The following is a 22,366-nucleotide window of genomic DNA, read 5'->3' as shown; positions in this document are numbered from 1 at the left end:
CTCGGAACCGCGCCAATGATCAATGTGGATGAATCTTTAAGAAATAAGAGAAAACCACTAAGCAATTCAAAGAAATCGATATGCGATTCTTTGGAGGTGAATGCCTATACTTGCCGCCATGCAAGCAACGCCTCAACCCGCTTCGTCACCGATGGATGACGACACCAACCCCCTGTTCAACCAGTCGCTGGAGAAAGGCCTGGCCGTGCTCTGCGCTTTCAGCGCTCAGCACCGGAGCATGACGCTGGCCGATGTGGCCGCCGCTGCGGGCATCAACAAAAGCTCGGCGCAACGCATGGTGTTCACGCTGGAGCAGTTGGGCTATGTCCGCAAGCATCCGCAAACCCGGCGCTACCAGCTCGCGCCGCGCGTCATGCGCGTGGGCTACAACTACCTGGCGGCCAATCCGGTGATCGACCTGGCCAATCCGTATCTTTCGGAGCTGACCAAAATCACGACCGAGACCACCTGTCTGACCGAGCCCGACGGGCTGGAGATGGTCTACGTGGCACGCTTCATCAGCGCCCAGTTTGTGCCGGTGCACATGCCCATTGGAAGCCGCATCCCCATGTACTGCACTGCCTCGGGGCGTGCCTGGCTGAGCGCACTGCCCGATGAAGAAGCCCTGGCCCTGCTGCGCCAGAGCGAGCGGACCGCGCACACACGTTTCACCATCACGGACGAGGCCGCCATCCTCGATGAACTGGCCCAGGCGCGTCGGCGCGGCTATGCCGTCAACCGGGAGGAACTCTTTCTGGGCGACATGACGCTGGGCGCGCCCGTCATCGGCAGCCATGGCCGCCCCGTGGCTGCCGTGCACATCGTCGCGCCGACCAGCCGATGGACGGTGGAGGAAGCGCAAGCCCGCCTGGGCCCAGGGCTGCTGGCCTGCGCCCGCTCGCTCAGCAACTCGGTGCGTGCCCTGGGTTGAACAGCGGCCGATGCTGCAGCCGGTACGGCCGCATTGTTGTCGCACGCCGCAAGCGTGGCGTGCATGCCCAGGGGCTTCAAGTCAGGGCTGGGGGAGCAGTCTATGGAGACGGAGTCTCCTGGGCCTGCGGATGCTCCAGCTGGGGTGCGGCCGACAGGTCCGCGTCCACGGCCCGGCGCTCGTCAAAGACGAAGCAGCCGCCGTCATAGAAGGCGCCGTCGGTTTCCTCGAAGTACTTGAGGATGCCGCCTTCCAGCTGGTAGACATGCTCCAGGCCCTCGTCCCGCATCAGGATGGCGGCCTTCTCGCAGCGTATGCCGCCCGTGCAGTAGCTGACCACGGTCTTGTCGGCCAGATCGGCCTTGTGGGCGCGCAGCGCGGGCGGGAACTCGGTGAACTTGGTGATGCGCCAGTCGATGGTGTCCTTGAAGGCGCCGGCATCGACCTCGAAGTCGTTGCGCGTGTCCAGCGTCACCACCTCGCGGCCCTCGTCATCGTGGCCCTGTTCCAGCCAGCGGCGCAGCGTGGCGGGGCTGACCGATGGCGCACGGCCCTCTGCCGGGCGGATGGTGGGGTGGTCCATGCGGATGATCTCGCGCTTGACCTTGACCAGCATCTTGCGAAACGGCACGGTGTCGGACCAGCTTTCCTTGGGGGCCAGGTCGGCAAAGCGCTCATCGGCGCGCAACTGGTCAACGAAGCTGTGCACCGCCTGGGCGGGGCCGGCCAGGAAGAAGTTGATGCCTTCCTCGGCCAGGAGGATGGTGCCCTTGAGCGCCAGGGCCTGGGCGCGTTCGGCCAGGGTGTCGCGCAGCGCCGCTGCATCGGGCAGCGGCGTGAATTTGTAGCAGGAAATATTGAGGATGTCGGACACGGGCAGGCAGGCGGGTGCGGCACAGGCCGCGGGTTGGATCGGGGCGCCGGCGAGAGGCGACCCGATCAGCCGCCCGACACCAGCAGGGCCTTGATTTTATTGGCCAGCTGGGCCACTGCCAGCGAAGCCGGTGCGCCGGGCATGGACTGCAGCAGCAACTGGCGGCGCATCACCGCCTCGCGCACGGCCGGGTCGGACGGAATATCGCCCAGGTGCGTGAGCCGCAATGGCTCGCCGGAGGCCGTGTTGACAAAGCGGTTGAGCACCTGCTGCAGCTGACCCGTGATGGCGCGGCCATCTCCGGGGCGTGCCGCCTGGTTGATGGCCAGGCGGATCTGCTGGCGCTTTTGCTGGATGGCCAGCACCTTGATGGCCGCATAGGCATCGGTCAGCGAGGTGGGCTCGGGCGTGGCGATGACCAGCACCTCGGTGGCCATGGACACGGAGAACAGCACCACGTCCGAGATGCCTGCGCCGGTGTCCAGCAGCACGATGTCGTAGCGCGGGGCCAGTGTCTCGATGGTGTGCGTGAACTGCTGGCGGATCTCGGGCGTGAGCCGCGAGTACTCGATCATCCCGGAGCCGGCCAGCAGCACCGAGTAGCCGCCAGGCGCGGGCAGGATGGCTTCCTCCAGCGAGGAACGGCCGGTGAATACATCGTGCAGCGTGACCTTGGGGTAGAGGTTGAGCACCACATCCAGGTTGGCCAGACCCAGGTCGGCGTCAAGCACCAGGACCTTGAGGCCATGGCGTGTCAGCGCTGCGGCCAGATTGGCCGAAACGAAGGTCTTGCCCACGCCGCCCTTGCCGCTGGTCACGGCGATGATGTGTCCGCGCGGCTTGGCGCGCACGGCATCGCTCATCGGAACGGCAGCGGGCAGGGAGGGGTGGGGAATGGCGTTGTCGCTTACCACCTGGCTATCAGCGGAGTCCATCTTCGGGGTCCACATCGGTTGCAATATCTGGATTCAGCCCATTGTCAAACGGGGACGGGGCATACAAAGGTCCGAAAAGCAGGCTTTTTTCCTCCGCGCTTACCGTACTGTCAGGTTGTTCTTCAATGTGCACGCGGTTGCGGCCGGCGGATTTGGCCAGGTACAACTGTTTGTCGGCACGCTCGGTCCACAGGGTTGTGGTGCTGCGTATCCACTGCAGCGCATAGGCGCCGCCGATGCTGATGGTGATCTGCAGTGTCAGCGTGGGTGAGATGACGACCGGCATGCGCTCGATGGCGCTGCGTATGCGTTCGGCCACGGAGACACCGAAGGTCGCAGGGCAGGCGGGCAGCACGATGGCGAATTCCTCTCCTCCGTAGCGGGCCAGCGTGTCCATGGGGCGCACGCAATTGGTCAGGGTACGGGCCACCGACTGCAGAACCCGGTCGCCCACGATATGGCCGTGCTGGTCGTTGATCTGCTTGAAATGGTCGATGTCCAGCATCAGCATCAGGGCCGCTTCGCCAGACCGCGCCACGCGGTCGATCTCGCGCTCGGCAATGGTGCGGAAATGGCGGCGGTTGGCCAGCCCCGTGAGCGGGTCGCGCAGCGACAGCGAGCACAGTTCATCGATCAGCGCCTGCAGATATCGCGTCGGCGAATCCGTGGGCAGATGGACCGCCCCACCAGCGTGGGTAACCAGCGCGTGGGCTGTGGCCAGGCGCAGGTCGCGCAGGTATACGGATTGGTGGGATGCGGGGGCAGTCACGGAGGGCTGAATGAAAAGCCAGTGAAGTGTATCAGTGTGTAGGCTCGATTGTCGCCGCGCCGGCATCGACTTTTGCACCATCGGTGGTAACAGATGTTGATCCTGGTGGAGGCACGAACGGCGGCAGGGCAAGGGAGGCGAGGAATTCCGCATCGGTGCGGTACAGCCGCAGGTGCGTTCCGCGGTGCAGGGCGCCCGCCCGCAGCAGCACCTGTTCGGCCGGCAGCTTCAGGCCCACCACATGCAGCACGCCGCTGCGCTTGGCCGCCAGCAGTTGCAGGCGCACGAAGGTCTCCACGCCCGTCACGTCGATGCGGTTGATGGGCTGGGCCAGCAGGCACAGATGGTGTGTCTCCGGGCGCAGCGCCCATTCGTCACCGATACGACGCTCCAGGGCAGAGGCCGAGCCGAAGTCCAGCTCGGCATCCATGCGCAGGGCCAGCAGGCCCGGCGCCAGCGGCGGCAGTTGCCAGAGGTTGCGGTCGCGCAGGCTGCCGTCGGGATGCTGGCCCACTTCGATGATGCGCGGATGCAGGCGCTGGTAGAGGAAGTAGCCCAGGCTCAGCACAATGCCCGCGAACACGCCCCAGTACATGCGCGGCGCCGTGACGATGGTCAGCAGCAGCGTGGCCAGCGCAATGCTGCCCTCCACGCGCGACACCTTGAACAACTGCAGCAGCACGCGCGGCTTGACCAGGTTGACCACGGCCGTGATCACGATGGCCGCCAGCGCCGCCTTGGGCACGTGGTACAGCGCCGGGATGAACCACAGCACCACGATGACCACCAGCAGGATGGAGAACACGTTGGACCAGCCCGTCTTGGCGCCGGCCAGCAGGTTCACGGCCGAGCGCGAGAACGAGGCGCTGGTGGCAAAGCTGCCGAACAGGCCCGCACTGATCTTGGACAGCCCCTGGGCGACCAGATCCTGGTTCTCGTTCCAGCGCGTGCCGGCCTGCTGGTGCTCCACCTGGGCGCTGGAGGCCGTCTCCAGAAAGCTCACCAGCGAGATCACCAGCACCGGCATCACCAGGGCGCCGAATTCGTCCCAGCTCAGCAATCCCGGCAACTGGAAGCTGGGCAGGCCTGCCGGCAGGTGGCCGACCACGGCGCCACCGTCATCGGCAAAGTCCGTGGCCCAGCTGATCACGCCGGTCAGCGCAATGATGAAGATGGCCGAGGGAAAGGCCGCGCGCCAGCGCTTGGCCAGCACCAGCAGCGCAATGCTGGCAATGCCGTAGAGGATGGACTGCCAGTCGAAAAGCTGCAGCGAAGGCGTGTTCCAGACCGCGCTCCAGGTCGAACGCAGTCCCAGCAAGGTGGGCAACTGCGAGGCCAGGATCAGCAGCGCTGCGGCCTGGGTGAAACCCGTGAGCACGGGCGAGGTCACCAGGTTGAGCAGCCAGCCGGCGCGCATCAGGCCCAGCGACCACTGCACCAGGCCCGACAAAATCGCCATCCAGGCGGCCAGGGCCACCCAGTGCGCGGAGCCGGGTTCGGCCAGGCCCGTGAGGGAGGCGCCGATCAACAGAGCACTCAAGGCCGTGGGTCCCACGCCCAGGCGCGGCGAGCCGCTGAACATCACGGCCACCAGGGCAGGGACGATGGAGGCGTAAATGCCGGTGATCAGCGGCATGCCGGCAAGCGCTGCATAGGCCACGCCCTGGGGCAGAAGCATCAGACCAACGGTGAGACCTGCCCAGAACTCCCCGCGCAGCACGGCTGCCGAGGGTTTGGGCCATGCCAGGAAGGGAAACCAGCGCGCCAGGGAATGCATGGCCGCTATTGTCATGCTAACTGGATGGTGCCGGGATGTTCGGGCTTGTCCTACAGGCGCTTGCGTCGGCGTCGTATGGGTTTGTCCCTGGGCCATAAATAAAGTCGAGGCCTGTGTTGACCGCCTCACAACTATTCAAGGAGTAACCGCATGACTTTCATCACCCAACGCTGCTGCCACATCCTCGCCGTGTCCGCCCTGGCCTTCGGCCTCGCCGCATGCGGCAAGACCGAAGACACTGCCGGTCAGAAGCTCGACTCCGCCGTCCAGCAGTCCCAGCAGGCCGCGCAAAGCGCAGGCCAGAAGATCGACAACGCCATGAGCAGCGCCGGCACCAAGATCGAGGAAGGCGCGATGAAGGCCGAAACGGCCACCACCAACGCCATGAGCCAGGCAGGCGCCGCGCTCGACGATGCAGGCATCACCGCCCAGATCAAGGCCGACCTGATCAAGGAACCCGATATCTCCGCTCTCAAGATCGACGTGGACACCAAGGCCGGCGCCGTCACGCTGACCGGCTCGGTGCCCAGCGATGCGCTCAAGATGCGCGCCGGCGACATTGCCAAGGCCGTCAAGGGCGTGAACAACGTCAGCAACATGCTGGAGATCAAGGCCAGCTGATCGCAGCCACCGGCTTTGCTCCCCCAATGAAAACCAGGCGCTTTGTCCGCCTGGTTTTTTTATGCCTGAACGCCGTTGCCCAGCGCATAAGATGCGCTGCATGAGCACACCCGACCTGCAGATCAGCACCCATCTCATCCACCATCCCTACCAGCCGCCCGAAGGCTTTGTCGCGCCGCAGCCGCCGGTGCACAAGGCCTCGACGGTGATCTTCGAGAACGTGGCGGCCATGCGCCGCCGCCAGTGGCTGGACAAGAGCAGCTACACCTACGGCCTGCACGGCACGCCCACCACCTTCTTGCTGGAAGAGCGCCTGAGCGCGCTGGAAGGCGGCCTGCAATGCCTGCTGGTGCCCAGCGGCCTGGCGGCCATCGCCACCACCTCCCTGGCCCTGCTGCGCACCGGCGACGAGATGCTGCTGCCCGACAACGCCTACGGTCCCAACAAGACCCTGAGCGAGGGCGAGCTGGCCCATTTCGGCGTGCGCCACCAGTGCTACGACGCCATGGATGTTGCCGACCTCGAAGCCAAAATCACGCCCAAGACGCGTTTGGTCTGGCTGGAGGCGCCGGGCTCGGTGACCATGGAGTTTCCTGACCTCATCGCCATGGTGCGCCTGTGCCGCGCGCGCGGCATCACCACCGTGCTGGACAACACCTGGGGCGCGGGCCTGGCCTTCAATCCCTTCGACCTGCTGGGCGACGGCTCGCACAGCCTGGGCGTGGACGCCACCGTCCATGCGCTGACCAAGTACCCCAGCGGCGGTGGCGATGTGCTCATGGGCAGCATCATCACGCGCGACCAGGCGCTGCACATGCGTATCAAGCTGGCCCATATGCGCCTGGGCCTGGGCGTGGGCGGCAACGACACCGAGGCCGTGCTGCGCTCGCTGCCCAGCATTGCGCTGCGCTACCACGCACAGGACCGCGCCGCGCGCGAGCTGGCGCGCTGGCTGCAGCAGCAGCCGGCCGTGGTCCAGGTGCTGCATCCCGCGCTGGAAGGCGCTCCAGGCCACGAGAACTGGAAGGCCCTGTGCGGCGCAGCCGGTGGCGGCGAGGGCGTGGCGGCCGGCCTGTTCAGCGTGGTCATCGACCCGCGCCACGGCCAGCAGGCCGTGGACCGCTTCTGCGACAGCCTGCGCCTGTTCAAGATCGGCTACAGCTGGGGCGGCCCCATCAGCCTGGTCGTGCCCTATGAGCTGCCGTCCATGCGCAGCTGCCCCACGCCCCAGCTGCGCAGCGGCACCGTGGTGCGCTTTGCCATCGGCCTGGAGGCCGTGCAGGACCTGCGTGCCGACCTGGAGCAGGCTCTGGCCGCTGCGTTCGCATAGTTGAGCGCCAGGCGCCGGTGACATGCGCCTGTCACCGGCAGCACCGATGCTCGTTGGCTTCATACCATCCCACGGGGGCCTCCAGCCCCTGGTCCAGCATGAAGCACAAAGAGAGCATCACCAATATCCTGCAGCACGCGAAGACCGCGTCCAATGGGTCCGGCATCGTGGCCAGCCGCCGCCATTTCGTGCGCGGCATGGGCGCATCGGCCCTGGCGCTGCCACTGGCCGGCTGCGGCGGCTCCGATGGCGACAGCAGCATTCCCGTCGAGTTCCGCCACGGCGTGGCCAGCGGCGACCCGTTGAGCGACCGCGTCATCCTCTGGACCCGCGTGACGCCGCCCCAGGGCCATTCCAGCGACATCGAGGTGGAGTGGGAACTGGCCTCGGACGCCGACTTCAAGACCATCGTGGTGTCGGGCAAGGCCATGGCGCGCGCCACCCAGGACTTCACCTTCAAGGCCGACGCCACGGGCCTCAAGCCGGCCACGCGCTACCACTACCGCTTTCGCTGCCAGGGCATGACCAGCGCCACGGGCCGCACGCGCACCCTGCCCGTGGGCGCCGTGCAGCAGGTCAAGCTGGCCGTGTTCTCCTGCGCCAACTACCCGGCGGGCTACTTCAACGTCTACGCGCATGCCGCGCGCCAGGGCGACCTGGATGCCACCGTGCACCTGGGCGACTACATCTATGAATACGCACGCGGAGGCTATGCCAATGGCAAGGCCGAAGCCATGCAACGCCAGAGCCTGCCGGCCAACGAAATCGTCAGCCTGGCCGACTACCGCCAGCGCCATGCCCAGTACAAGAGCGATGCCGACCTGCAGGCCCTGCATGCGGCGGCTCCCATGATTGCCGTCTGGGACGATCACGAAGTCTCCAACGACACCTGGATGCACGGCGCCGAAAACCACCAGCCGGCCACCGAGGGCGATTTCGAACTGCGCAAGGTGGCCGCGCTCAAGGCCTATCACGAGTGGATGCCCACGCGCAACGCGCAGCCCGAGATCATCTACCGCAGCTTCGCCTTCGGCGACCTGCTGGCGCTGCACATGCTGGACACGCGCGTCATCGGCCGCGACAAACAACTGGACTACGCCGACTACTTCACCGCCCAGGGCCTGGACGCGGCACGCTTCACCTCCGACATGGCCAATCCTGCGCGCCAGCTCATGGGCGCCACCCAGACCCAGTGGCTGGGCCAGCAGCTGGCAGCCTCGCAGGCCACCTGGCAGGTGCTGGGCCAGCAGGTGCTGATGGGGCGCATGGAGCTGCCGGCGCCCTTGCTGATGGACATCCTCAGCCCCGGCAGCGGTGTCTCGCTGCCGGCCTACGCGGCGCTGCTGGCCAAGGCGCAGGCCAACCCGGCCAGCCTGACGGCGGCGGAAAAGGCCATCCTGGCCCAGCCCAGCATTCCCTACAACCTCGATGCCTGGGACGGCTATGCCGTGGCACGCGAGACCGTGCTGGCCACGGCGCGCAGCCTGGGCAAGAACCTGGTCGTGCTGGCCGGCGACACCCACAACGCCTGGGCCAGCGAATTGCGTGACCGCAGCGGGCAGGCCGTGGGCGTGGAGTTCGCCACCTCGTCCGTCAGCTCGCCGGGTTTCGAGGAATACCTGTCGGGCCAGGACCCGGCCCAGCTGCGTGGCGCGCTGCTGCAATTCATCTCCACGCTCAAGTACTGCGATACCTCGCGCCGTGGCTACATGATCGTCACGGCCACGCCGCAGGCCTGCCAGGCCGAGTGGATCTACGTGGACACCGTGTTCAGCCGCCAGTACCAGGCTGCGCGCGATGCGGCCTGGAAGGTGCTGCCCGGCCAGCCGGGCAAGCTGGTCCAGGCCTGAGTGCAGACTTGGGCACAGACCTGGGTGTCTGGGCGGCCTCGGTAGTTTCCGCCATGGCAGCAGTGCCATGGCTGCGATAACTTTGGACTCGCTGATCCAGGAGGTCCAGGCATGCAGGCATCCCCCGCTCCCGAGAAAGCTTCCGACAACCCGGCCGGCATGCTGCAGGTGCAACTGCTGCGCATGGCCGATCCCTGGCGCTGGCTGGCCCTGGGCTGGCGCGATCTGCGGCGTGCGCCCGGCGTGGCGCTGTTCTACGGCCTGTGCTTCTGGGCCATGGCCCTGCTGATCGGCTGGGTGTTCCGCGCCAGCCCGGAATACAGCATGGCCATGGCCAGCGGCTGCCTGCTCATCGGCCCCTTCCTGGCCATGGGCCTGTACGACACCAGCAGCAGGCTGGAGCGGGGCTTGCCGCCCCAACTGAGCAGCTCGCTGACCTGCTGGGACACGCAGATGGGCAGCATGGGCATGCTGGTCATGGTGCTGCTGGTGCTGGAGATGCTCTGGGCGCGCGCCTCCATGGTGGTCTTTGCCGTGTTCTTCGATACCGGCATGCCCACCACGGCCGGCATGCTGCAGGCCGTGGCGCGGCCCGAGAACTGGGAATTCCTGGCCATTTACCTGCTGGTCGGCGGCGCATTCGCGGCCCTGGTGTTCGCCAGCATGGTGGTGGCGCTCCCGGCCATGCTGGACCGGGGCAGCGATGCGCTCACGGCCTGCATCACCAGCATGCGCGTGGTCGGCCTGAACCTGGCCGTCATGCTGCAGTGGGCCGCGATCATCACCGTGCTGGTGGCGGTTGCCCTGTGGTGGCATGGCGCGGGCCTGCTGCTGGTGGGGCCTTTGCTGGGCTGTGCCAGTTGGCATGCATACCGTTGCAGCGTGGGCGATTCCGCCGTGCCTGCGTCCACCATATCCTGAGGTTTTCCTGGCATGCCCCGTCTTGCGGCTACAGTGGGGCTTGCAACAACAGAGGAGTCCACCTGTGGCGACACCCAATTACGCCTATGAAAAACGCCAGCGCGAACTGGCCAAGAAGCAGAAGAAGCTAGAGAAGGAGAAGGCCAAGGCCGAAAAAAGACCCGACGACCATGAGGGCGACGGCTCAGAAGGTAGTGCGCAGGCATCTCCTGCAGCAGCCCGTCCCGGCGAGGAAGGCCGCGGCAGCTGACACCCTGCCTGCCCTGAGCTCAGGGCAGCAGCTTGCTGAGCTGGGGCCAGACGTTGTCCAGCATGCGCGGCTGGGCCTTGGCCGTGGGGTGGATGCGGTCGGCCTGGAACCACTGGGCAGAATCGGCCGCATCGCCGATGCCGGCCAGCAGGAAGGGCACCAGCGGCACCTTCTGCTCCTGCGCCACCTTGGCAAACAACTGCTCGAACTGGCGCGTATAGCCGCTGCCATAGTTGGGCGGCACCTGCATGCCCACCAGCAGTACCTTGGCTCCGGCATCCCGGGCCGCGCGGACCATGGCGTCCAGATTGCCCTGCGTGCTTTGCAGCGGCAGACCCCGCAGCGCATCGTTGCCACCCAATTCGATCACCACCACCGATGGCTTGTGCTGCTTGAGCAAGGCAGGCAGGCGAGAGCGGCCGCCCGAGGTGGTCTCCCCACTCACGCTGGCGTTGACCAGCGGCACATTCTTTGGGCTCTCCTGCAGGCGCTTTTGCAGCAGTGCCACCCAGCCCGTGCCACGGGCCAGTCCGTATTCGGCACTCAGCGAGTCGCCCAGCACCAGCAGCGGGCCCGTCTCGGCTGCCCACGTGGACGTGGCCGTCCAAGTACCCAGCAGGCCGAAGGCCAAGCCGGCCGATATAAAGTGGCGGCGTCGGCGCATTGCGCGCAGCTTGTCTTGCATCGTCTTCCCATCCTCCATGTCACAAAGCACTGCCCAGCCCCTGATCGAAGTCGAGCATGTCTTCAAGTCGGTCAGCGATTCGACCGGAACACTGGATATTCTGAGGGATATCGATCTGCGCTTCGCGGCAAGGGAAACCGTGGCCATCGTCGGTGCCTCGGGCTCGGGCAAGAGCACGCTGCTGTCCATTCTTGCCGGCCTGGATACGCCCACGCGCGGCACTGTGCGGCTGCAGGGCCAGGACATGTTCGCGCTGGATGAGGATGCACGCGCCGCCGTGCGCGCGCAAAAGCTCGGCTTTGTGTTCCAGAGCTTCCAGCTGCTGGGCAATCTGACGGCGCTGGAGAACGTGATGCTGCCGCTGGAGCTGGCGGGCAGCCGCGAGGCCCGCCGCCGCGCCACCGAGATGCTGGAGCGCGTCGGCCTGGGGCAGCGCCTGGGCCACTATCCCAAGCTGCTGTCGGGTGGCGAGCAGCAGCGCGTGGCGCTGGCCCGCGCCTTCGTGGTCGAGCCCGCCGTGCTGCTGGCCGACGAGCCCACGGGCAGCCTGGACTTTGCGACCGGCGAAACCATCATGGAGTTGATGTTCGCGCTCAACCGCGAGCGCGGCACGACGCTGGTCATGGTCACCCATGACCGAGCCATCGCCGCGCGCTGCGAACGCCGCGTGACCATCGAGGCCGGCCGCGTCGCCAGCATCGAAGAGGGGCAGGCGCTGGCGGCCTGATCAGACGCCAGCAAGGGGTGGCGCTCAGGCCGCCACGGCCTCACGGCGCCCGGCTGCCTCGCAGGCAGCTGCCGTGAAGATCACGTCGGTCGAGGAGTTCAGCGCGGTTTCGGCCGAGTCCTGGATCACGCCGATCACAAAGCCCACGCCAACCACCTGCATGGCCAGATCGTTGGAGATGCCGAACAGGCTGCAGGCCAGCGGAATCAGCAGCAACGAGCCGCCGGCCACGCCCGAGGCGCCGCAGGCGCAGACCGCGGACACCACGCACAGCAAGATGGCGGTCAGCAGATCGACCTCGATGCCCAGCGTGTGGGCCGCAGCCAGCGAGAGCACGCTGATGGTGACGGCGGCGCCGGCCATGTTGATGGTGGCGCCCAGCGGGATGGAGACGCTGTAGGTGTCCTCATCCAGGCCCAGGCGCTTGGCCAGCGCCAGGTTCACCGGAATGTTGGCGGCCGAGCTGCGCGTGAAGAAGGCCGTCACCGCGCTCTCGCGCAGGCAGGTCAGCACCAGCGGATAGGGGTTGCGGCGCGTCTGTGTCCAGACGATGAGCGGGTTCACCACCAGGGCCACGAAGAGCATGCAGCCCAGCAGCACGGCCAGCAGGTGCGCGTAGTCCAGCAGCTTTTCCAGGCCCGACTGGGCAAAGGTGCCCGCCACCAGGCCAAAGATGCCCAGCGGCGCCAGCCGGATCACGCCCTGGATCACGCGGGTGATGGCCTGGCCCAGGTCCTGCATCACGGTGCGCGTGGACTCCGAGGCATGGCGCAGGGCCATGCCCATGGCCAGGGCCCAGGCGAGGATGCCGATGTAGTTGGCATTCATCAGCGCACGCACGGGGTTGTCGAAGGCGCTTTGCACCAGGGCCATCAGCACTTCGCCAATGCGCCCGGGTGCGCCCTGGGCCGGGGCGGCATCCTTGAACTGGATGGTGGAAGGGAAGGCCATGCTGGCCGCCACGGCGACCACGGCCGCCGCAAAGGTGCCCAGCACATACAGCCACAGGATGGGCCGTATCTGCGTGGCCTGGCCAGGCCGGTGGTTGCTGGTGGCCGAGACCACCAGCAGCAGTACCAGCACGGGCGCCACGGCCTTGAGGGCGGAGATGAACAGCGTGCCCAGCAGGGACACGGACTGGGCGGCCTCGGGCCAGAGCCAGGCCAGCAGGCCGCCAGCGACCAGGCTGATGGCGATCTGGCCGACCAGGCTGGTGCGGGCAAGCCGGGCGAAGAGGGCTTTGAGCATGATGGTTGGCAAAGAAAAGGAAAAAACTCAAGCGATGGAAAAATGCAAAGCGGCATGCCCGTGGCTACGGTGCATGCCGCAATGTGCAGGGCTGCTGGAAGGCGGCCAAGCCGCGCAGTGTAGCGGCTACGTAAAAACCACAGGAGCCGTTGCGCGCAGACGGGCTTCGCAAGGCGGGGCCCGGGGCACCGCTCAATTGGCGGGATAATTGCGCCCCATGTCGTCCCCCAAAGTTCTCTTCGGCTTCCACGCCGTCGGCGTGCGCATGAAGACCGCGCCCCAATCCATCATCGAGGTCTACTACGAGGCCACGCGCCGCGATGCGCGCATGCGCCAGTTCCTCGACCGCGCCAAGTCGGCCGGCGTCCGGCTGATCGAGGCCGACGGCGAACGCCTTGCCAAGCTGGCTGGCAGCCATGGCCACCAGGGCGTGGCCGCTCGCGTGGAGGCGGTGGCCCAGGTGCATTCGCTGGACGAATTGCTGGAGCAGCTGGAGGCTGACGGCATCAGCAAGCCGCTGCTGCTGGTGCTGGACGGCGTGACCGATCCGCACAACCTGGGGGCCTGCCTGCGCGTGGCCGATGGCGCCGGCGCCCATGCGGTGATTGCGCCCAAGGACCATGCGGTGGGCGTGAACGCCACCGTGGCCAAGGTGGCCAGCGGCGCGGCCGAGACCGTGCCCTATTTCATGGTCACCAACCTGGCGCGCACGCTCAATGAACTCAAGGAGCGCGACATCTGGATCATCGGCACCAGCGACGATGCGCCCAAGACCCTGTACGAGGTGGACCTCACGGGCCCCACGGCCCTGGTGCTGGGCGCCGAAGGCGACGGCATGCGCCAGCTCACGCGCAAGACCTGCGACGAGCTGATCGGCATCCCCATGATGGGCGCCGTCTCCAGCCTCAACGTGTCCGTGGCCAGCGGCGTGTGCCTGTACGAAGCGCTGCGCCAGCGCGGCCAGGGCACCACGCCTGCCGTGTCTGCCGCCCCGGCTGACCAGATCTAGGCCGGCGCGCCGCTGGCGCCCGCACTTGCACCCTCGCCCGTGCCCAGTTCCACCACGCTCTCGAAGCCGCCCCAGAACATGCGCTTGGCGTCGAAGGGCATGGTGGCCGGGTCCATGGAGGCAATGCGCGGGTCCTTCATGACGGCGGCATTGATGCGATCGCGCTCCGCGCGCGACGCATAGATGATCCATGAGAAGAACACGATCTCGCCTTCCTTGAGCTGCACGGCCTGGGGAAACGAGGTCAGCTTGCCCATGGGCACGTCATCGCCCGCGCATTCCCAGTACTGCAGCGCGCCGTATTCCATCCATACCTTGCCTGCGGCCTGCGCCACCTCGCGGTAGGCCTGCAGGTTGGCCCGGGGAACGGGCAGCACGAATCCGTCGATGTAGTGCATGGCTCTCTCCTGGTGAAATCCGGCTTCAGAGCCGGGCTGCGAGCTCGGCCAGCTGGTCCGTGCACTGGCCCCAGCCGGTGTGAAAACCCATGGCTTCGTGCTGGGCGCGGTCGGCAGCACTCCAATGGCGCACCCGGGCGGTATAGCGGGTCTGGCTGCCTTCGGGGTCAAAGCTGACGATGCCCGTCATGAAGGGCTTGTCGGCAGGCACCCAGCCTTGGGTGAATGCGTCGGTGAAGACCAGGCGGCGGTTGGGAATGACTTCCAGGTAGACGCCGCTGCCGGGCATCTCCTGGCCTTCAGGGCTGCGCATGACGATGAGGCTGTGGCCGCCGGGCCGCACATCGTTGTCCACGCGGGACACGCTCCAGGGGCTGGGCGCAAACCATTGCTGGATCAGCGCGGGTTCGGTCCAGCAGCGGTAGAGCCTGTCGGCAGGAATGTCCAGCAGGCGCGTGAGCACCAGGTCGTTGGCGTGTTCGGGAAGGTCTTGTGCTGTCATGGCGCTCCTCATTGCATGGAATGCAGGCCGATTCGGTTGCCCTCGGTGTCCACCACGACGGCGCAGTGCCCGTGGGGGCCTATGGAGAATTTGGCCTGCTCGATGCGCCCGCCTGCGGCCTCGACGCGGCCCTGTTCGATGGCGCAGTCCTCGCAGCCGAAATAGACCAGGGTGCCGCCGCCGCCGGAAGGTGCGCCGTCCATCCGCACCAGCATTCCGCCCGCGCCGGGGCCTGTCATGTCCATCGGAAAGGACAGCATCTCCTGGCTGTCGGAGCCATCGGGCGCGGGCAGATGCTCCAGCTTGCCCTGGAAGACGGTTTCATAGAACCGGCGCGCACGCGCCATGTCCTGCACATGGATCTCGAACCAGACGACTGGGTTGGCGTTCATGAAGACTCCTTCTTGGGTGACAGAGGCAATGTGTCGGCCGGCCTTGTTCAGGCCTCGCCCTTGACGTTGACCATCCAGGGTGTGTTGAAGCGGTCCGTCACCATGCCAAAGCCCGGCGACCAGAACGTGGCCTGAAAGGGCATGGTCACCTTGCCGCCTTCAGCCAGCGCGTTGAAGATGCGGCCGCCTTCGGTGGCGTCGTCCACGCCGATCGAGATCCACATGCCCTGGGCCTGCTGGTATCCACCGCCACCGCAGTTGTCGGTGGCGTCCGAGGCCATCAGCGCCTGGTCCTTGATCTGCAGGTGGGCATGCATGATGAGCCCCTTGGCGGAATCGGGCATCTGCTCCATGCCCGGTGTCTCGCCAAAGGTGCTCTGGTGCACGATGGTGCCGCCGAACAGCCTGGCGTAGAAGGCAAAGGCCTCGGCGCAGTTGCCGTTGAAGTTCAGATAGGGAATGAATTGCATGGGACGCTCCTGAAGTGGATGGTGGCGAGGGGCGGGGGAGAGGAGTGGGAGGATGGGCGCAGGAGGCCTCAGCGGCCGTCATGCGCCCGCTCAAGAGCGGCGATGTCCAGCTTTTGCATGCCCAGCAGGGCCTGCATCACGCGCTGGGCGGCGGCCATGTCGGGCCCCCCCATCCAGCTCGCCATCTGGGCCGGAACGATTTGCCAAGACAGGCCATGGCGGTCCTTGAGCCAGCCGCATTGACGCGCCGCCGGGTCGCCGCCCTCGGACAGGGCGCCCCAGTAATGATCTATCTCGTCCTGCGTTTCGCAACTGACCATCAGCGAGACGGCCTCGTTGAAGCGGAACATCGGGCCGCCGTTGAGCGCCAGAAAGGGCTGGCCGTCCAGCTCGAATTGCACTGTCATCACGCTGCAGGCCGGCCTGCCGTGGATGTCGTGGCCGGCTTCGCCATAGCGGGCAATGGCCGTGATGCGGGAATCGGGAAAGACTTCTGTGTAAAAGCGCGCCGCCTGCTCGCCCTGGTTGTCAAACCAGAGGCAGGGCTGGATGCGGCCGGTGTGCAAAGCCATGCTTGTCTCCTTGGTGACGGTGAAAACCGTTTTTGCCGTTCGATGCCGGCTTTTTATCGATTTCTGCCCGGCGTGTGTACGCCGTTCACATATGCTAGGGACTAAAATGGACGCTGTCCACATCAGGCGCTGTCAGCTTCGGTGTCAAGCTGTAAATCGGCGGGGCAGGGCTGTCGTCCCTTATGTGTGACTTGGTCATGCAGAAAAAAAAGGAATCAAAACAGTGACGCAGCGACGTGTCAGGCGTGAGTCATACCACCATGGCGACCTGCGCCAGGCCCTGGTCGAGGCTGGCCTGGCACTGGCGCGCGAAGGCGGTCCCCAGGCCATCGTGCTGCGCGAGGCCACGCGGCGGGCGGGCGTGGCGCCGAATGCGGCCTATCGTCACTTTGCCAACCGCCAGGCACTGTTTGATGCCGTGCGCGCTGCGGCCCTGGGCGCACTGGCCGCGGCCATCGAGGCCGAAATGGTCCAGGCCCGTGCCCTGCCCGATGCGCTGCAGCGCTCACGCGCCTTGCTGGCTGCCGTGGGCCGGGGCTACCTGGGCTTTGCCCAGACGGAGACCGGCTGGTTCCGCACGGCCTTTGCCTCCGTCGAGTACGACGTGGACCTGCCGCCCGACACCACGCGTGCGGCGGCCATGGGCCTGAACCCGTTCGAGCTGCTGGGCTACGCGCTGGACAGCATGGCCGAGGCCGGCGTGCTGCCGCCCGAGCGCCGTCCCCAGGCCGAGTTCCTGGCCTGGTCGGCGGTTCACGGCATGGCCTTGCTGGTGATCGACGGCCCGCTGCGCCGTGCCACACCCGTGCAGCGTCGGGCGCTGGCTCTGCGCCTGCTGGAGATGGTGGAAAAAGGCATTTGATGCGCCATGGGGCGGCGCTGCCGCACAATGGCCTGCTTTTTTTCCTTCGCCCTCCGATGCCCGACGAACCTTCCCCCACTTCGCTGCCTGCGGCTGCCGCCGAACTGCCCGGCCAGGGTGAGCTCCACGAGCTGCGCGAGCGCATCGCGCATGCAGCGCACATCGCCGTGCTCACGGGCGCAGGCGTCAGTGCCGAGTCCGGCGTGCCCACGTTCCGCGATGACAAGAACAGCTACTGGGCACAGTTCAACCCACAGGACATGGCCAGTGAAGCGGGCTTTCGCGCCCATCCGCAGCGCGTGTGGCAGTGGTATGCGCACCGGCGCGAGGCCGTGGCGGCAGTGCAGCCCAATGCAGGCCACCATGCGCTGGCGCAATGGGCCTTGCAGCACCCGGGCCGCATGACCCTGGTCACGCAGAACGTGGATGGCCTGCACCAGCGCGCGGGCAGCCCCGGCGTGCTGTGCCTGCATGGCGAGTTGATGCGCGACCGTTGGTTGGAGCGGCCCCGCGCCTGCTGCGACCTGGCCGGGCTGAACCCTGGCGAGCCTCCGCAGTGCCCTGTTTGCGGCAACCTGGTGCGCCCGGGCGTGGTCTGGTTCGGCGAGTCCCTGCCCATGGGCGTATGGCAGGCCGCCGAGGCTGCCGTGCAGCGCTGCGAGGTGCTGCTGGTGGTCGGCACCTCGGGCGCCGTGTATCCGGCAGCGGGGTTGGCCCGAATCGCGCGCCGGGCAGGCGCGCACGTGGCCGTCATCAACCCGGCGCCTTCCGAGCTGGATGACGCAGCGCACCAGTGCCTGCGCGGCCCATCGGCCCAGATCCTGCCCGCGCTGCTGGCGGGCTGAGAGGCCCCGGGCCAGGGCGGGCAGGCTACCCTGGCCTGCGCAGGTCAGTCCCTTGCGCCTTCTTCCTGACTGGCCTGGTTGAGCTCGGCCACGTCCTGAGCCGACAGCTGCAGGCGCGTGGCCTGCACCAGTTGCTGCAACTGGGCCAGCGAGGTCGCGCTTGCGATGGGCGAGGTCACAAACGGGCGCTGCATCTGCCAGGCCAGGGCCACGCACGCGGGCTGGCTGTTCAGGCGCGCAGCCACGGCGTCCAGGGCCTGCACAATGCGCAGGCCGCGCGGGTTCAGGTAGGTGGCCACGGTCTTGCCGCCGCGCGCACTCTTGGCTGCGTCTTCGCTGCTGCGGTACTTGCCCGTCAGAAAACCCGCTGCCAGCGCATAGAAGTTGATGATGCCCACCTGCTCGGCCGCGCACAGCGGCGCCAGATCGCGCTCCAGCACGGCGCGGTCGTACAGGTTGTACAGCGGCTGCAGGCTCTCGTAGCGCGGCAGGCCCAGCTCGGCGCTGGTGCGCAGGGCCTCGGCCAGGCGCGGCGCGCTGTGGTTGGAGGCGCCGATGGCCCGCACCTTGCCTGCGGCAATCAGGTCGGCAAAGGCGCCCAGGGTATCGGCCAGCGGCACGCTGGCGTCGTCGTCATGCGACTGGTACAGGTCGATGTAGTCCGTCTGCAGGCGCTGCAGCGAGGCATCCACGGCCTGGCGGATGTACTCGGGGCGCAGGCCCAACCGGCCCTCGCCCATGTCCTTGCCGACCTTGGTGGCCAGCACGATGTCGGCGCGCCGTCCGCTGCGCTTGAGCCATTTGCCGATCACGGTCTCCGACTCGCCGCCCGCATGGCCCGGCGCCCAGCGCGAGTACACGTCGGCCGTGTCGATGAAGTTCATGCCGGCATCCAGCCAGGCGTCGAGCAGCGAGAACGACGTGGCCTCGTCCACGGTCCAGCCGAAGACATTGCCGCCAAAGCACAGCGGCGAGACCTGCAGGCCGCTGCGGCCCAGGGAACGAAGGGAAGGGGCTTGCGCCATGTACGGCTCCTTTTGACGAAAAAACCAGGGTAGTCCTCAGGACCTCTCAGATCCAGCCCAGCGCACCCAGCAGCGCGCCCGCGCCCAGCAGCCACAGCAGGTGGATGCGCGTGCGCCACACCAGCAGGGCGCAGGCCAGGGTCAGCAGCCACAGGCGCCAGTCCTGTGCGGGGCGGCCGCTGGCGCTGCCCAGCAGCCAGCCCGTGGCCAGCAGCAGCCCGATGACCAGCGGCCCCATGCCCTGCTTGAAGGCACGCACGCCGCGCCGGTTCTTGTTGCGCTGGCCCCAGCGCGAGGCCTGCCAGGCCAGCAGGGAGCTGGGCAGCAGGATGCCGACCATGCAGATGGTCACGCCCAGCGCGCCAAAGGTCCATGCCAGCGGCCCGGTGCCCCCGCCCGCGTTCAGGCCCAGGTTCCAGCCCAGCAGGGCGATGAACAGCACATTGGGCCCGGGCGCCGCCTGGGCGATGGCGATGGAGCTGCTGAACTGCGCCTCGCTGAGCCAGCCGTGGCCATCGACCAGAAAGCGGTGCATGTCGGGCGCCGTGGCAATGGCGCCGCCCACGGCCATCAGCGACAGCGTCAGGAAATACAGCAGCAACTGAAGCCAGTCGGCGGGCTGCAGGTTCAGGGCGATCTGGTGGGCGGCGTTCATGGGGCGAGCTTTCTCCAGGTCAGCACGCAGCCGGCACCGCCGACCACCAGCAGCACCCAGGCCAGCGGCACGCGCAGCACGGCCATGGCAATGAACGAGGCCAGCGCCAGGGCCGCGCTGCACCAGCGCCCCAGCGGGTGTCGGCTCAGCGTGCTCGTCAGCTTCAGCCCCATGCCCGCCACCAGGCCGGCCGCGACGGCGCCCATGCCGCGCAGCGCCCCGGCCATGGCGGGGTGGTCGACCAGCTGCGAATAGATCACGGTCAGCGTCAGCACCAGCAGCATGGGAAAGCACAGCATCCCGCACACGGCGACCACGGCACCACGCCAGCCGAAGTAGCGCTCGCCAATGGTGATGGACAGGTTGACCACATTGGGCCCGGGCATGATCTGGGCCACGGCCCAGTCCTCCACGAACTCGTCGTTGGTCAGCCAGCGCTTTTTCTCGACCAGCTCGCGCTGCACCACGGCCAGCACGCCGCCAAAGCCCTGCAGGGCCAGCCAGGTGAAGGACCAGAACAGGTCGCGCAGGTTGGAGGGGGCGGGGCGCTGGGCAGGCGCATCGGCGGTGTCGTGTGGCGGGGAAGCCTGGGGCGGCGATGCGGGCATGTTCTGGCTTGTGTCTGGGCCGCCCGGGCAGGGCCCGGGGACGGCATCGCTGTTGTCATGGGGTGGAACCGTGCGGGCCGATCCTGTCTCCGTGCCTGCCTCGGGGTGGCACGCACGGAATATTAATCCTGCGCAGCGGCCTCGTTGGCAGCGGCCCCATCGGCAACGGCGATGGGGGCATTGCAAGCGCAGATGGCTTGCTGCCGGCATGCACCCGGGCCTGCCCGCCGGCCTGCCTGAACAGGAGTAGATTCTCTCCACCCACACAACCCGAGGATCTCCGGCATGGACATGGATTGGAGCAAGGCGCTGCAGGAAAGCCTGGTCTGGCTGGCGGCGGCCTCAGTGATCACCGTCGTGGCTTTCGCGGCCGTGGCGCTGCTGCTGGTTCGATTCACCCGCTGGGGTCGGCAGTTCTGGCAGCTGGCCGGCCCGTTCCTGCACCCCAGAAACAGCTGGTGGCCGCTGCTGGTGTTCATGCTGCTGCTGGTGCTGGCCCTGGTCTCGGTGCGCATGAACGTGCTGTTCTCCTTTTGGTACAACGGCTTCTACAGCGCGCTGCAGGAATTGGACCAGAAGGGCTTTTGGCGATTCCTGGGCATCTTCGCGGTGCTGGCCACCATCCATGTGATGCGCGAGCTGTTCAACTACTACGTGAACCAGGCGTTCCGCATCCGCTGGCGGGTCTGGCTCAACGAGCGCGTGACCACCGACTGGATGCGCGGCGATGCCTACTACCGCAGCCACTTCCTGGACGAGCCGGTGGACAACCCCGATCAGCGCATCGAGCTGGATGTGAACACCTTTGTCTCGAACTCGCTGACCCTGGCGCTGGGCGCCGTCAGCGCCGTGGTCTCGCTGGTGGCGTTCACGGGCATTCTCTGGGGGCTGTCCGCGCCCATTGCCGTGGCGGGCGTGGAGGTTCCGCGGGCCATGGTCTTTGCGGTCTACGTCTATGTGATCGTCGCCACGCTGATCGCCTTTCGCCTGGGCCAGCCGCTGATCCGGCTGAACTTCCTGAACGAGAGGCTCACCGCCAACTTCCGCTACGCCCTGGTGCGCGTGCGTGAATATGCGGAGAACATCGCCTTCTACCAGGGCGCGGCCATCGAGCGCAACACGCTTTTGACGCGCTTCTCGGCGTTGATCGCCAATGTCTGGGCGCTGGTCTACCGCAGCCTGAAGTTCGACGGCTTCAACCTCACCGTCAACCAGGTGGCCGTGGTCTTTCCCTTTCTGCTGCAGGCGCCGCGCTTTTTCAGCGGTGCCATCAAGCTCGGTGATGTGATGCAGACCTCGCAGGCCTTTGGGCAGGTGCAGGATGCGCTGTCCTTCTTCCGAACCTCCTACGACACCTTCGCCCAGTACCGCGCTGCGCTGGACCGCCTGTGCGGCTTTCTGGATGCCAATGCCCAGACCCGCGAACTGCCCCAGGTCGTCCACAGAGAGCAACCCGGCGCCCTGGACATCGAGGGCCTGCAGGTCAGCCGCCCTGATGGCCACCACCTGATCAGCGGCCTGCAACTGAAGCTCATTCCCGGCCAGGCGCTGCTGATCAAGGGGCCTTCGGGCAGCGGCAAGACCACCTTGCTGCGGTCCATTGCCGGCCTGTGGCCGCACGCCGAAGGCACGGTGGGCCGCCCGGGCGGCCACCAGGCGCTGTTCCTGTCTCAGCGTCCGTATCTGCCGCTGGGTGACCTGCGCACAGCCATTGCCTATCCCGCCGATGCATCGCCGCAGGACGACGAGCGGCTGCGGCAGGCGCTGCGCCAGGTCAGCCTGGCCCATCTGGCCGACAAGCTGGATGTCAACCAGGATTGGTCCCGCATCCTGTCGATTGGCGAGCAGCAGCGCCTGGCCTTTGCCCGCGTGCTGTTCAACCGGCCCGCCATCGTCTTTCTCGATGAATCCACCTCGGCCATGGACGAGGGCCTGGAGCATGCGCTGTACACCCTGCTGCGCGAGCAGATGCGCTCGACCATGCTGGTGAGCGTTGGCCACCGCAGCACGCTGGCGGGTTTCCATACCCACGCGCTGGCGGTCGATGGCAATGGCGGGTGGACGCTGTCGGAAGGAAGCGCACCGCAGAGCGCGCCCCGGGCTTGATCCG

Annotated in this window: 25 protein-coding genes; 11 read left to right on the top strand and 14 right to left on the bottom strand. The window is 67.0% G+C overall.

Annotated features, from left to right (window positions below; genetic code table 11):
* Nucleotides 1–151 precede the first annotated feature (151 nt).
* Nucleotides 152–931 (top strand): IclR family transcriptional regulator, encoded by a 780-nt coding sequence (locus tag DA1_RS23280; RefSeq protein WP_034365152.1) that lies wholly within the window; start codon nucleotides 152–154, stop codon nucleotides 929–931.
* Nucleotides 932–1,031: 100 nt separating this feature from the next.
* Here the strand turns inward: DA1_RS23280 and DA1_RS23275 are convergent, their stop codons facing one another.
* From DA1_RS23275 to DA1_RS23260, 4 genes are all read right to left on the bottom strand, one after another.
* A complete protein-coding gene (locus DA1_RS23275; protein WP_034394337.1) occupies nucleotides 1,032–1,805 on the bottom strand; it encodes a sulfurtransferase in 774 nt (257 codons plus the stop codon).
* 65 nt (nucleotides 1,806–1,870) lie between these two features.
* Complete coding sequence (locus DA1_RS23270; protein ID WP_013802173.1) at nucleotides 1,871–2,740, bottom strand: MinD/ParA family protein; 870 nt, start codon at nucleotides 2,738–2,740, stop codon at nucleotides 1,871–1,873.
* The gene (locus DA1_RS23265; RefSeq protein ID WP_013802174.1) at nucleotides 2,727–3,590 is read right to left on the bottom strand and encodes a GGDEF domain-containing protein; all 864 of its coding nucleotides are present in this window, start codon (nucleotides 3,588–3,590) and stop codon (nucleotides 2,727–2,729) included. Before DA1_RS23265 ends, DA1_RS23270 begins: the two co-directional genes overlap by 14 nt.
* Nucleotides 3,541–5,286: a SulP family inorganic anion transporter gene (locus DA1_RS23260; protein WP_034394330.1), complete on the bottom strand. Its 1,746-nt coding sequence runs from the start codon at nucleotides 5,284–5,286 to the stop codon at nucleotides 3,541–3,543. Before DA1_RS23260 ends, DA1_RS23265 begins: the two co-directional genes overlap by 50 nt.
* Before the next feature lie 150 nt (nucleotides 5,287–5,436).
* On the opposite strand from DA1_RS23260, the gene DA1_RS23255 reads away from it, so the two are divergent.
* From DA1_RS23255 to DA1_RS23235, 5 genes are all read left to right on the top strand, one after another.
* Nucleotides 5,437–5,907: a BON domain-containing protein gene (locus DA1_RS23255; protein WP_034394327.1), complete on the top strand. Its 471-nt coding sequence runs from the start codon at nucleotides 5,437–5,439 to the stop codon at nucleotides 5,905–5,907.
* Between the two features lie 100 nt (nucleotides 5,908–6,007).
* Entirely contained in the window at nucleotides 6,008–7,237 is a 1,230-nt protein-coding gene (locus DA1_RS23250) for a PLP-dependent transferase (RefSeq protein ID WP_013802177.1), read from the top strand.
* Nucleotides 7,238–7,335: 98 nt separating this feature from the next.
* Nucleotides 7,336–9,087, top strand: coding sequence for an alkaline phosphatase D family protein (locus tag DA1_RS23245; RefSeq protein ID WP_034394324.1), 1,752 nt, complete (start codon nucleotides 7,336–7,338; stop codon nucleotides 9,085–9,087).
* 111 nt (nucleotides 9,088–9,198) lie between these two features.
* The gene (locus tag DA1_RS23240) at nucleotides 9,199–10,008 is read left to right on the top strand and encodes a DUF2189 domain-containing protein (protein ID WP_034394321.1); all 810 of its coding nucleotides are present in this window, start codon (nucleotides 9,199–9,201) and stop codon (nucleotides 10,006–10,008) included.
* A 64-nt stretch (nucleotides 10,009–10,072) separates the two neighbouring features.
* Nucleotides 10,073–10,258 carry a hypothetical protein gene (locus DA1_RS23235; RefSeq protein WP_034394318.1) on the top strand — a complete coding sequence of 62 codons (186 nt, stop codon included), beginning with the start codon at nucleotides 10,073–10,075 and terminating at the stop codon, nucleotides 10,256–10,258.
* 19 nt (nucleotides 10,259–10,277) lie between these two features.
* Here the strand turns inward: DA1_RS23235 and DA1_RS23230 are convergent, their stop codons facing one another.
* Nucleotides 10,278–10,943, bottom strand: coding sequence for an arylesterase (locus DA1_RS23230; RefSeq protein ID WP_034398647.1), 666 nt, complete (start codon nucleotides 10,941–10,943; stop codon nucleotides 10,278–10,280).
* 16 nt (nucleotides 10,944–10,959) lie between these two features.
* On the opposite strand from DA1_RS23230, the gene DA1_RS23225 reads away from it, so the two are divergent.
* Nucleotides 10,960–11,670 (top strand): ABC transporter ATP-binding protein, encoded by a 711-nt coding sequence (locus DA1_RS23225; RefSeq protein WP_013802182.1) that lies wholly within the window; start codon nucleotides 10,960–10,962, stop codon nucleotides 11,668–11,670.
* Nucleotides 11,671–11,694: 24 nt separating this feature from the next.
* Here the strand turns inward: DA1_RS23225 and sstT are convergent, their stop codons facing one another.
* Nucleotides 11,695–12,918 carry a serine/threonine transporter SstT gene (gene sstT, locus DA1_RS23220; protein ID WP_013802183.1) on the bottom strand — a complete coding sequence of 408 codons (1,224 nt, stop codon included), beginning with the start codon at nucleotides 12,916–12,918 and terminating at the stop codon, nucleotides 11,695–11,697.
* A gap of 217 nt (nucleotides 12,919–13,135) precedes the next feature.
* Here sstT and rlmB point away from each other — a divergent pair, with 217 nt between their 5' ends.
* Nucleotides 13,136–13,927 (top strand): 23S rRNA (guanosine(2251)-2'-O)-methyltransferase RlmB, encoded by a 792-nt coding sequence (gene rlmB, locus DA1_RS23215; RefSeq protein WP_012205857.1) that lies wholly within the window; start codon nucleotides 13,136–13,138, stop codon nucleotides 13,925–13,927.
* Here rlmB and DA1_RS23210 read toward each other — a convergent pair.
* The 5 genes from DA1_RS23210 to DA1_RS23190 form a co-directional block, all read right to left on the bottom strand.
* Nucleotides 13,924–14,325 (bottom strand): DUF1428 domain-containing protein, encoded by a 402-nt coding sequence (locus DA1_RS23210; protein ID WP_034394298.1) that lies wholly within the window; start codon nucleotides 14,323–14,325, stop codon nucleotides 13,924–13,926. The genes rlmB and DA1_RS23210 overlap by 4 nt on opposite strands.
* 25 nt (nucleotides 14,326–14,350) lie before the next feature.
* Nucleotides 14,351–14,827 carry an SRPBCC family protein gene (locus DA1_RS23205; RefSeq protein WP_034394293.1) on the bottom strand — a complete coding sequence of 159 codons (477 nt, stop codon included), beginning with the start codon at nucleotides 14,825–14,827 and terminating at the stop codon, nucleotides 14,351–14,353.
* Nucleotides 14,828–14,835: 8 nt separating this feature from the next.
* Entirely contained in the window at nucleotides 14,836–15,219 is a 384-nt protein-coding gene (locus DA1_RS23200) for a VOC family protein (RefSeq protein ID WP_013802186.1), read from the bottom strand.
* 47 nt (nucleotides 15,220–15,266) lie between these two features.
* Nucleotides 15,267–15,689 (bottom strand): VOC family protein, encoded by a 423-nt coding sequence (locus tag DA1_RS23195; protein WP_034394280.1) that lies wholly within the window; start codon nucleotides 15,687–15,689, stop codon nucleotides 15,267–15,269.
* 68 nt (nucleotides 15,690–15,757) lie between these two features.
* The gene (locus DA1_RS23190; RefSeq protein WP_034394278.1) at nucleotides 15,758–16,261 is read right to left on the bottom strand and encodes a VOC family protein; all 504 of its coding nucleotides are present in this window, start codon (nucleotides 16,259–16,261) and stop codon (nucleotides 15,758–15,760) included.
* Nucleotides 16,262–16,484: 223 nt separating this feature from the next.
* On the opposite strand from DA1_RS23190, the gene DA1_RS23185 reads away from it, so the two are divergent.
* Both DA1_RS23185 and DA1_RS23180 read left to right on the top strand, forming a co-directional pair.
* On the top strand, nucleotides 16,485–17,123 hold the full coding sequence (locus tag DA1_RS23185) for a TetR/AcrR family transcriptional regulator (protein ID WP_034394275.1): 639 nt from the start codon (nucleotides 16,485–16,487) through the stop codon (nucleotides 17,121–17,123).
* Nucleotides 17,123–17,968 carry an SIR2 family NAD-dependent protein deacylase gene (locus DA1_RS23180; protein WP_034394271.1) on the top strand — a complete coding sequence of 282 codons (846 nt, stop codon included), beginning with the start codon at nucleotides 17,123–17,125 and terminating at the stop codon, nucleotides 17,966–17,968. Before DA1_RS23185 ends, DA1_RS23180 begins: the two co-directional genes overlap by 1 nt.
* A gap of 44 nt (nucleotides 17,969–18,012) precedes the next feature.
* Here DA1_RS23180 and DA1_RS23175 read toward each other — a convergent pair whose 3' ends face one another.
* Genes DA1_RS23175 through DA1_RS23165 form a run of 3 tightly spaced genes read right to left on the bottom strand, consistent with a single transcriptional unit; the run spans nucleotide 18,013 to nucleotide 20,256 of the window.
* Nucleotides 18,013–18,993, bottom strand: coding sequence for an aldo/keto reductase (locus DA1_RS23175; RefSeq protein WP_034394267.1), 981 nt, complete (start codon nucleotides 18,991–18,993; stop codon nucleotides 18,013–18,015).
* Nucleotides 18,994–19,039: 46 nt separating this feature from the next.
* Complete coding sequence (locus DA1_RS23170; protein WP_013802192.1) at nucleotides 19,040–19,648, bottom strand: chromate transporter; 609 nt, start codon at nucleotides 19,646–19,648, stop codon at nucleotides 19,040–19,042.
* Nucleotides 19,645–20,256, bottom strand: a complete 612-nt coding sequence (locus DA1_RS23165; protein ID WP_034394264.1) for a chromate transporter — start codon at nucleotides 20,254–20,256, stop codon at nucleotides 19,645–19,647. Before DA1_RS23165 ends, DA1_RS23170 begins: the two co-directional genes overlap by 4 nt.
* Before the next feature lie 285 nt (nucleotides 20,257–20,541).
* Here DA1_RS23165 and DA1_RS23160 point away from each other — a divergent pair, with 285 nt between their 5' ends.
* Nucleotides 20,542–22,362 carry an ABC transporter ATP-binding protein/permease gene (locus DA1_RS23160; protein ID WP_034394260.1) on the top strand — a complete coding sequence of 607 codons (1,821 nt, stop codon included), beginning with the start codon at nucleotides 20,542–20,544 and terminating at the stop codon, nucleotides 22,360–22,362.
* The last annotated feature ends 4 nt before the right edge of the window (nucleotides 22,363–22,366 follow it).

This window comes from Delftia acidovorans NBRC 14950, assembly GCF_001598795.1.
Taxonomy (GTDB): Bacteria; Pseudomonadota; Gammaproteobacteria; order Burkholderiales; family Burkholderiaceae_C; genus Comamonas; species Comamonas acidovorans.
Note: the sequence above shows the minus strand (reverse complement) of the source record. Positions and strands in the feature narration are given on the sequence as shown.